This is a genomic window from Actinophytocola sediminis (assembly GCF_054779715.1).
In genome coordinates this window covers 36,679-45,477 of sequence record NZ_BAAGXS010000165.1, presented here as the reverse complement: position 1 = coordinate 45,477, position 8,799 = coordinate 36,679, and the positions used below count along the sequence as shown (strand labels likewise).

Below are 8,799 nucleotides of genomic sequence, written 5' to 3'. Positions count from 1 at the left end.
GCCCAGCGCGCGAGCGCCTCGGCTTGGCGGCGGCCGTGATCGGTCAGCGGCACGTCGGTCCGGCCGGCGTAGCGGTTGTCGCTGTGCCAGGGGGTTTCCCCGTGCCGGACAAGGACGATCTCGGTCACCGGGCGCTCCTTGTGATCGCGTGGTCGGCCAGTTCGCCCGGCAGCCAGCCGTGGTCGCGCAGCGCGTCGACGAGCGCCAGGTAGCCCTCGGTCAGCACGTCGGCGTTGGCCGGGTCCGGGTCGAAGAACTCCTGTGCGCGCACCAGCTCCCCGGCCGTGGCGGCCAGGCGCGCGCCGCCGGCGCGGGCCAGCAGGGCGGTGCCGGCGGCCGGGTCGGCTTCGGCGTGCACCCGCACCGGCCGGCCGAGGGTGTCGGCGCGCAGCTGGCTCCAGTAGCGGCTGCGCGCGCCGCCGCCGGTGAGGCTGAGCGTGCCGGAGGTGTCCGCGCCGAGCAGGTCGAGGTAGTCCAGGCACAGCCGCTCGGTGAACGCGACCCCGCGCAGGATCGCGGCGTAGCGGTCGAGGTCGTCGCGGGGCTCGCCGACGGTGATCGCGTGCGCGTCCCTGGCGGCGAACGGGAACCGTTCGCCGGGGGAGACCAGCGGATAGGTCGACCGCAGGGTGTGTGGCCTGCGCGCGCTGGCGGCGTCGAGCGCGGCGAGGTCCCGGCCGCCGAACTCGGCGGTCAGCGCCCCGGCGCCGACGCTGGACGCGCCGCCGGGCAGCCAGGCGCCGTCCGGGTCGCGGTGGGAGTAGACCACGCCGAGCGGGTCGTGCAGCCGGTTGGCGGTGACGCCCTTGACCACCAACGTCGTGCCGAGCACGGTGTTCCAGGAGCCGACCTCGAGAGTGCCCGCACCGAGCAGGGCGGCGCAGCCGTCGGTCATGCCGGCGATCACCGGGGTGCCGGACGGGATCCCGGTCGGACTGTCCACCTGGACCGTCCCCAGTGGACTTCCCGGTCGGACCACCGGTGGCAGGACGTCGTGGTCTACGCCGAGGGCGTCGAACACCTCGCCCGGCCAGCGCTCGTGGTCGAGGTCGTAGCCGGTCTTGAGCGCGTGGCTGGAGTCCGCCGCGGTCGGCGCGCCGGTGAGCCGACCGGTCAGGTAGTCGGCCTGGTGGGCCAGCACCATCCCCTGTGGACGGTCGGTGTTCGCCAGCAGCCACAACAACTTCGGCAACGCCCACGACGCCTGCGGCCGGTAGCCGAGTGCCCGCCACAGCGCGGCGCCCTCGGTCAGCGCGCGCTCCGCCTCGGCCACCGCGCGCCCGTCGTCGTACATCAGGCCGGGGGTGCGCGGCTCACCGGTCGCGTCGGTGAGCAGGATCGTGCCGGACGTGGCGCACAGCGCGACCCCCAGCACGCGCCGGTCGCCGAGCTCGGCGGTCACCTGACGGCACGCGCCGACCAGCGCGGCCCACCAGTCCCGGGGGTCCTGCTCGTGCCGCACGCCATCGCGCCGGCCGTGCAGCCGCTGACTTCCGGTGGCCACCGGAAGTCCACTGTGGTCGGTCGCGACACAGCGCACGCTCTGGGTGCCGACGTCGATGCCGAGCCAGACCTCGGTGCCGGCGGTCATTCTCGGTCCGCCTGCCGCGCCCAGCCCGGGGTCGACAGCGCGCGCAGTTCCTGGAACAGCGCGAACCGCTCGGTGTAACGCTCGCCGCGCTCCCGGTCGGGCTCGTGGGAACTGGCCACCCGCACCTGGTCGCTGGCCGCGGCGGACACGCTCGGCGCGGCGCCGGTGGCCACCAGGCCGGTGAGCATCGCGCCCTTCGCGCCGACCTCGGTGTCGGCCGAGGTCACCACCGGCACGCCGACCACGTCGGCGATCAGCTGGCGCCACACCGCGCTGCCCGCCCCGCCGCCGCACACCCGCAGCTCGGTCGCGTCCGCGCCGGTGGCCACCACGCAGTCGCGGATCACCATCGTCAGCCCCTCGAACACCGCGCGGGCGAACTCGGCGCGCCCGTGTTCGAGCGACATGCCCCAGAACGTGCCGCGCGCGTGCGGATCGAGGAACGGCGCGCGCTCCCCGGCCGGCGAGAGGTAGGGCAGGAACACCAGCCCGTTCGCGCCCGGGCTCGCCTGGTCGGCGAGCGCGGTGAGGTCGCGGGCGTGGTCCAGCCCGAGCAGTGCGGCGGCCCAGTCGAGCACCTCGGTGCCGGCCAGCGTCGGGAACGCGCGCAGCACGTCGCTCCCGGTGTCCAGCGCGACGGTCAGCCCGCCCGGCTCGCCTGCGGTGTCGACCCGGTCGCGGACCACCTCGGTGCACAGCGTGGTGCCCAGGATCGTGCAGGCCTGACCGGGGTCGGTCGCGCCGACGCCGATCGCGGTCGACGCCACGTCGTAGGGCGCGAGCACCACCGGGACCCCGGCCGGCAGGCCGAGTTCGGTGGCCGCGCGGTCGGTCAGCGCGGCGGCCCGCGCGGCCGGCGGGCGGATCTCCGGCAGCAGCCGGCTCGCCCAGTCCAGGCCGTAGAGGGAGAGCAACTCGGGGGAGTAGGCGCGGGTGCGCGGGTCGAGGAAGGGCACCGACGCGTCGGACAGGTCGACGCCGAGCAGCCCGGTGCAGCGGGAGAACAGCCAGCCACCGCAGTACAGCGCGGTCGCCGAGGCCTCGACGCGCGCGGGGTCGTGCTCGGCCAGCCAGGTCAGGATGGCGTGCGGCAGGCCGGAGAACCCGAGCGAGCCGTTGATCCGGAACGCCTCCTCGGTGATCCCGGCCCGCCGCCAGGACTCCACGATGCCCGCGGCCCGGCCGTCCGACCACAGAATCGCCGGACCGGTCGGCTCGCCATCCCCATCGACGAGCCAGCATCCGTCGCCCTGCGCGGTGATCGCGACGAACGCGACCTCCACGTCCACAGTGGACAGTACGGAGCGGACGGCGGCGGCCACCGCCGACCACACCGAGTCCATGTCCTGTTCGGCCCAGCCGGGATGGGGGCGGCGTACCGCGGTGGCCTGTCGGGCGACGGCGAGCTCGGCGCCGGTGTCGTCGAACACCACCGCCTTGATCATCGACGTGCCGGCGTCGATCGCCACCGTGGCCATGGTCGCTCCTCTCGGCACCCTGCGGACGGGCTCAGCAGAACGTGTCGGCCCTGGCCGCGCAACCGTGGTGTCGAACCCGTCACGACTTCGCGCACTCGTCACGTTAAGGCCGCACTCATGGGGCCTGATCAGGACTCCGATCCTGTGATAATTTCACATTTCTTAACACGGGAGAGTCGCATGGTCAGCGAGCGGGTAGGTATCCAGGCGCAGCGGCGTCACCGGGTGCGGGAGCGGGTCGGCACGGCCGGGTTCCTGCGCGCGGACGCGCTGGCCGACGAGTTCGGCGTCAGCCTGATGACCATCCACCGCGACCTGGACGCGTTGCAGGCCGAGGGCTGGTTGCGCAAGGTGCGCGGCGGTGCCACCAGCGTGCCGTCGGCGGTGTTCCACGGCGACGTCGCCCAGCGCATGGCGACCATGCCGGCCGCGAAACACGCGCTCGCCACGGCCGCGCTCGACCTGGTCGCCCCCGGCGAGACGATCATGGTGGACGAGTCCACCACCTGCCTGCACCTCGCGCAGCGGCTGGTCGAGCGGGTCCCGTTGACCGTGATCACCCACTTCCAACCGGTGATCGGGCTGCTGGCCGGCGCGCCGGGCATCACGCTGATCGGCCTTGGCGGCGAGTACTTCCCGGCCTACGACGCCTTTCTCGGCCTGTACACCGCCGAAGGCGTGGCCAAGGTGCGCGCGGACACGCTGTTCCTGTCCACCACGGCGATCTCGCTCGGTCGCTGCTACCACCAGTCGCAGGCGACCATCCAGGTGAAGCGGGCGATGATGAGCGCGGCCTCCCGGCGGATCCTGCTGGTGGACCACACGAAGTTCGTCCGCCACGGCCTCTACGCGCTCGCCCCGCTGACCGACTTCGACCTGGTGCTTGCCGACGACGGGCTGCCGGTCGCCGAGCAGCGGCGGCTGCGTGACGCGGGCGTCACACTCACGATCGTGCCGACCCGGGTACGGTAGTGGTACTCGCGTGTACCGCCGCACGGGGAGGGGCTTCCGGTGACGATCACGAAGCAGACCGGCACAAGGGGCGTGGTGGCCCGTGTCGGCGAACTGGCCAAGCCAGCGGTTCGCTGGGGGCTGATGCACGGCCTTCCCCGGGTCGCGTTACGCGCCGGGGCCAGACGCGGCGACCTGCAGGCCAGGCTGTTCACCGAGCCCAGTGCCGCCCCCAACCTCGCCCTCGGTGGCCTGTTCGACGAGATCCGTGAGCACGGGCCGTTGTCCAGGGGTGGCTTCGGCTACCTCACCGCGCGCCACGCGGTCGTGCGGGAGGTGTTGACCAGCAACGACTTCCGCACCGGCATCAATCCGGACAGCGGGTGGTTCGGCCGGCTGGCCGACTGGTCGGCGGTCGAGTTCCTGCATCCCATGGCGCCGCCGTCGCTGCTGGTCACCGAGCCGCCGGCGCACACCCGCTATCGCAAGCTGGTCACCCGTGTGTTCACCGTGCGCGCGGTGGAGAACCTGCGCAAGCGCACCGAGCAGATCGCCGACGAACTGCTCGACGACCTCGATCCGCGCGGCCGGGTCGACCTCGTCGAGGCGTACTGCAGCCTGCTGCCGGTCACCGTGATCGCGGAGATCCTCGGCGTGCCGGCCGAACAGCGCCACCGGGTGCTGACGCTGGGCGCGGCCGCCGCGCCGAGCCTGGACATGGGGCTGCCGTGGCGGCAGTTCCGCGCGGTGGACGGCGCGTTGGCCGCCTTCGACAGCTGGTTGACCGAGCACCTCGACCACCTCCGGGCCAACCCGGGCGACAACCTGCTCAGCCAACTCGTCGCCGCGCGTGAGGACGGCGTCGGGCTCACCGATCTCGAGCTGCGGGCCACCGCGGGCCTGGTGCTCGCGGCCGGTTTCGAGACGACGGTGAACCTGCTCGGCAACGGGGTCGCGCTGCTGCACGACAACCCGGACCAGCTCGTGGCCCTGCGCGCGGACCCGACGCGGTGGCCGAACGCGGTCGACGAGGTCCTCCGGGTCGACCCGCCGGTCCTGCTGACCGGGCGGACCTCCCTGCGGGACACCGAGGTCGCGGGTGTGCCCGTGCCGAAGGACTCGCTGGTGACGCTGGTCCTGGCCGGCGCCAACCGCGACCCGGCGGTCTTCGCCGACCCGGCGCGCTTCGACGTCGGCCGGGACAACGCGCGGGACCACATCTCCTTCTCCGCCGGCCGGCACTACTGTCTCGGGGCGGCGCTGGCCAGGATGGAGGGCGAGGTCGGGCTGCGCACGCTGTTCGACCGGTTCCCCGACCTGCGGCTCACTTCCGGCGCGAGCCACCGCGACACCAGGATCCTGCGCGGCTACGAACGCCTGCCGGTGCGCCTGCGCACCTGAGTTCCTACCGGCTGCGGTAGGCGCGGAGGATGGTCTGGGTGACGGTGTTGCCGCCGGAGTCGGTGGCGTTGGCGCGCAACGAGACGTGCCGCCGACCGGCCGGATGGGTGATCTCCGCGGTGGCGGCGGCCGGGCCGTCGATGGTGACCGCGAGCGGCCGCCAGCTGCGGCCGTCGTCGAAGGACGCCTCGACGGTCAGTGCGGCCAGGGTGGCCGCCGGTGCCTCGGCCGGCCACTCCACGGTGACCGGGATCCGGATCGACCTGGCGTCGACCGCGTTGTCCAGGTCGAGGCCGGGCGGGGCGTAGCGCACGGCCAGCAGCGGCAAGCCGGTGCCGCCCTTGCCCTTCCGGTCCTCCGGCGGGCGGACCGAGGTGAACGTCCACTCGCTACTGACCGATGTGGACAGTGTGGACACGTCGTCGCGGGTGGCGGTGGCGACCAGCCGGTAGTCGGCCGGTTCGGCCGGCACCTCGAAGCTGCCGGCGCCGGGCTGCTCGGTCCTGCCGACGAGCACGCCGTCCCGGTACAGCGCGGTCGCCGCGGACTCCACTTCGGACACCCCGGACCGGTCGAGGCCGGCGTCGGCGAACATCGGCAGGGTGAACGAGAGCACGTCGCCCGACCGGATGGCGACCGGGTCGGCGGCGGTGTAGCCGGGGCCGAACACCGCGGCGTTCCACGCGTCGGTGGGGTGCTTTCCCGGCTGGTGGTCGACCGGGCCACCGGTCAGCACGGTCTCGGTGTGCACCTGCCCGCGGACCATCGACCACTGCTGGAGCTCACCGGACCATTCCAGGCCGTCGACGTTGTGGAACTCGGTACGCGCCAACGGAAGCCGGAAACCGAAGCCGAAACCGTTGGCCACGCCCGTTCTCGGCTCCCTGGCGAGCCACATCTTGGTGCCCAGCTTGCGATTGGCCTGCGCGCGGTAGGTGGTCGGCACCTCGGCGAGGTCGGCGTCCACCACGTGTCTGGCGAACCCGGTCGGCACCGAGTCGTATTCGAACCAGGACAGGTGGTACGCGAGCGTGCTCTCCAGTAACTCACCCCGCCGGTCCGGCACCGCCCACACCCCACCGATGCTCGCGACCAGCTCCTCCTCGGGTGCCGGGGCACCGACCTGCCCGATGCCGATACGGTCGAAGGTGTCACCGAGCACGCCGGTGTTCAGCAGCCCGTGCGGCAGGTTTCGGCTGTAGGCGACGGCTACCGCCGCGGGCACCACGTCCTCGCGGTCGAAGGTCACCGACACCGGCCGCGCCGCGCGCGCGTCGAGCACCACCGTGGTGTCCGCCCGCACGTCGACCGTCGGGCGGACGACCTTGGCGGAGTCGGACAGCGTGCCGCCCGGGTGGGGCGTGCCGATCGCGGCGTCCACGTGGTACCGCCCGGCGCGCACCCGCAGCGTGCCGGTGCCGTCGATCCCCGGCACCGGCCGGTACCGCTGCTGGTCGATGCCGAACACGAAGGAGAAGTGGTCGTCGGTCGGCGCGCCGGTGGCGTCCAGCGTGCGCAGGGTCAGGTCGTAGCTCTCCGGCTCCCGGTCCACCGCGACCGGGGTGGCCACCCGGGTGCCGTCCTCGGCGGTGGCCAGGAGGTGCGCGCCGAACGCGCCCTCGGCCGCCGGCACCGCGGTGTTCACCGTCAGCGTCACGCTCGCCGCGCCGCCGGCGGGGACGGTCAGACTGGTGGTGGACAACGAGAACATGCCGGCCGGCACGGGCTCGCCGCCCGGCCCGCGTGCCGGCAACGTCAGCCGCAACACCGTCTGGCGCTCGCCGGTGTTGTGATACGTGACCGTCCTGGACTCCGCCGGATCGTCCGCGTGCGGCCAGCTCATCCGTCCTAAGGAGACAGTGGACGGCTCGGTGTACACCAGTTGGCCGACACCGCGCGCCACGTCCACCCGTCCGCCGCCCTGCTCGTAGGTGCCGGCGTCGGCCAGTGGTTCGGCCGAGCCGACCAGCGCGGCCTTGATTCGCGCGCCGGTCCAGTCCGGGTGGCGCTGGGCCAGGATGGCCGCGGCCCCGGTGACGTGCGGGGTGGCCATCGAGGTGCCGCTGAGCGAGACGTAGTCCTCGCCGCGCTCACCGCGCTCGGAGAACCGGGATCGGGCCGCGACGATGTCCACGCCCGGCGCGACGATCTCCGGTTTGAGCGCGCCGTCAGCCACCCTCGGGCCGCGGCCGGAGAAGCTCGCCAGCGCGTCCTGGTCGTCCACCGCGCCGACGGCCAGCGCGGCGTCGGCGCTGGCCGGCGAGGACACCGTCTCCGCGCCGAGACCGCCGTCGTTGCCGGCGGCGACCACGAACAGCGTGCCGTGCCTGGCGGAGAGCCGTTCGATCGCCAGCTCGAGTGGATCGTCGCCGGCGGTGTCCTGGCCGCCGATGCTCAGGTTCACCACCTTCGCCCCGGCGCCCGCCGCCCACTCCATCCCGGCCAGGATCGCCGACTCGGCGCAGCCGGAACCCTGGCACACCTTGCCGACGAGCAGGTTCGCGCCGGGCGCGACGCCGGTGTTGCGTCCCCGGGACGCCGCGCCGGTGCCCGCGATGGTGGACGCGACGTGTGTGCCGTGCCCGTCGGTGTCGCGGGTGTTCCGGTCGGCGGTGAAGTTCTTCTTCGCGGCCACCCGCCCGCGCAGGTCGCGGTGGGTGTCGTCGATCCCGGTGTCCAGCACGGCGACCGGCACCCGCGCGCCGGTGTAGCCCGCTCGCCACGCGGCCGGTGCGCCGATCCGCGGTACGCTCACGTCCAGGCTCGGCCTGCGCAACCCGTCCAGCCAGATCCGCCTGGTCGGCTCGCGCGCCGCCCAGAAGCCGGCGGTGGTCCCCTTCGGCTGGCGCACCGCCACCGCGTCCACAGTGGACAGCGTGTGGCTGACGGTCGCGCCATCGGTGGTCACCTCGGCCGGCGTGCCCTGCACGATCAGCGGCAGGTCGGCACGGCTGGCATCGCCGAAACCGTCCCGCAGCAACGACAGCACGTCGAACAGCCGCCGGTCGAGCACCCCGGTGCGCACCGATGCCCACGCGTCGGCCGGCACCACCAGCAGCGAGTCGGCCACCGAGGTGGTGGCGAAGTGCACGTGCTCGCGGCCCGGCGCCGGACTCACCCGCGGCACCAGGTGGTCGCCGACCCGCCGCACCGAGACGTGGTCGCCGGTGACCAGCGTGACCGCGCCGAGGTACCCACTGCCCACCGGTGGCGCGGCGGCCTGGCCGGGGACCGCGGTCCAGCCGACGGCCGCCGCCACGGCGAGCACGGTGCACAACAGCCTGCGCGCGATCGGCACAACGGCCTCCCGGGTTCGCGGATCCGTGATCTCAACCAATCCGTTCACACCCAGCCGCGTCAAGGTCTGGGATCGTGTCG

At 73.6% G+C, this 8,799-nt stretch carries 6 protein-coding genes; 2 read left to right on the top strand and 4 right to left on the bottom strand.

Annotated features, from left to right (window positions below):
* The 3 genes from ACYVIP_RS45500 to ACYVIP_RS45490 form a co-directional block, all read right to left on the bottom strand.
* Nucleotides 1-128, bottom strand: a 128-nt coding sequence (locus ACYVIP_RS45500; protein WP_460407583.1) for a histidine phosphatase family protein, incomplete at its 3' end; no start/stop codon positions are given.
* Entirely contained in the window at nt 125-1,591 is a 1,467-nt protein-coding gene (locus ACYVIP_RS45495) for an FGGY-family carbohydrate kinase (RefSeq protein ID WP_460407579.1), read from the bottom strand. The genes ACYVIP_RS45500 and ACYVIP_RS45495, both read right to left, overlap by 4 nt.
* Complete coding sequence (locus ACYVIP_RS45490) at nt 1,588-3,069, bottom strand: FGGY family carbohydrate kinase (RefSeq protein WP_460407576.1); 1,482 nt, start codon at nt 3,067-3,069, stop codon at nt 1,588-1,590. Before ACYVIP_RS45490 ends, ACYVIP_RS45495 begins: the two co-directional genes overlap by 4 nt.
* 180 nt (nt 3,070-3,249) lie before the next feature.
* On the opposite strand from ACYVIP_RS45490, the gene ACYVIP_RS45485 reads away from it, so the two are divergent.
* Together ACYVIP_RS45485 and ACYVIP_RS45480 are read left to right on the top strand one after the other, a co-directional pair.
* The gene (locus tag ACYVIP_RS45485; protein WP_460407573.1) at nt 3,250-4,041 is read left to right on the top strand and encodes a DeoR/GlpR family DNA-binding transcription regulator; all 792 of its coding nucleotides are present in this window, start codon (nt 3,250-3,252) and stop codon (nt 4,039-4,041) included.
* A gap of 123 nt (nt 4,042-4,164) precedes the next feature.
* A complete protein-coding gene (locus tag ACYVIP_RS45480) occupies nt 4,165-5,421 on the top strand; it encodes a cytochrome P450 (RefSeq protein WP_460407581.1) in 1,257 nt (418 codons plus the stop codon).
* Between the two features lie 4 nt (nt 5,422-5,425).
* On the opposite strand, the gene ACYVIP_RS45475 is transcribed toward ACYVIP_RS45480, so the two are convergent.
* Nucleotides 5,426-8,719, bottom strand: coding sequence for a S8 family peptidase (locus ACYVIP_RS45475; protein ID WP_460407571.1), 3,294 nt, complete (start codon nt 8,717-8,719; stop codon nt 5,426-5,428).
* Between the last annotated feature and the right edge of the window lie 80 nt (nt 8,720-8,799).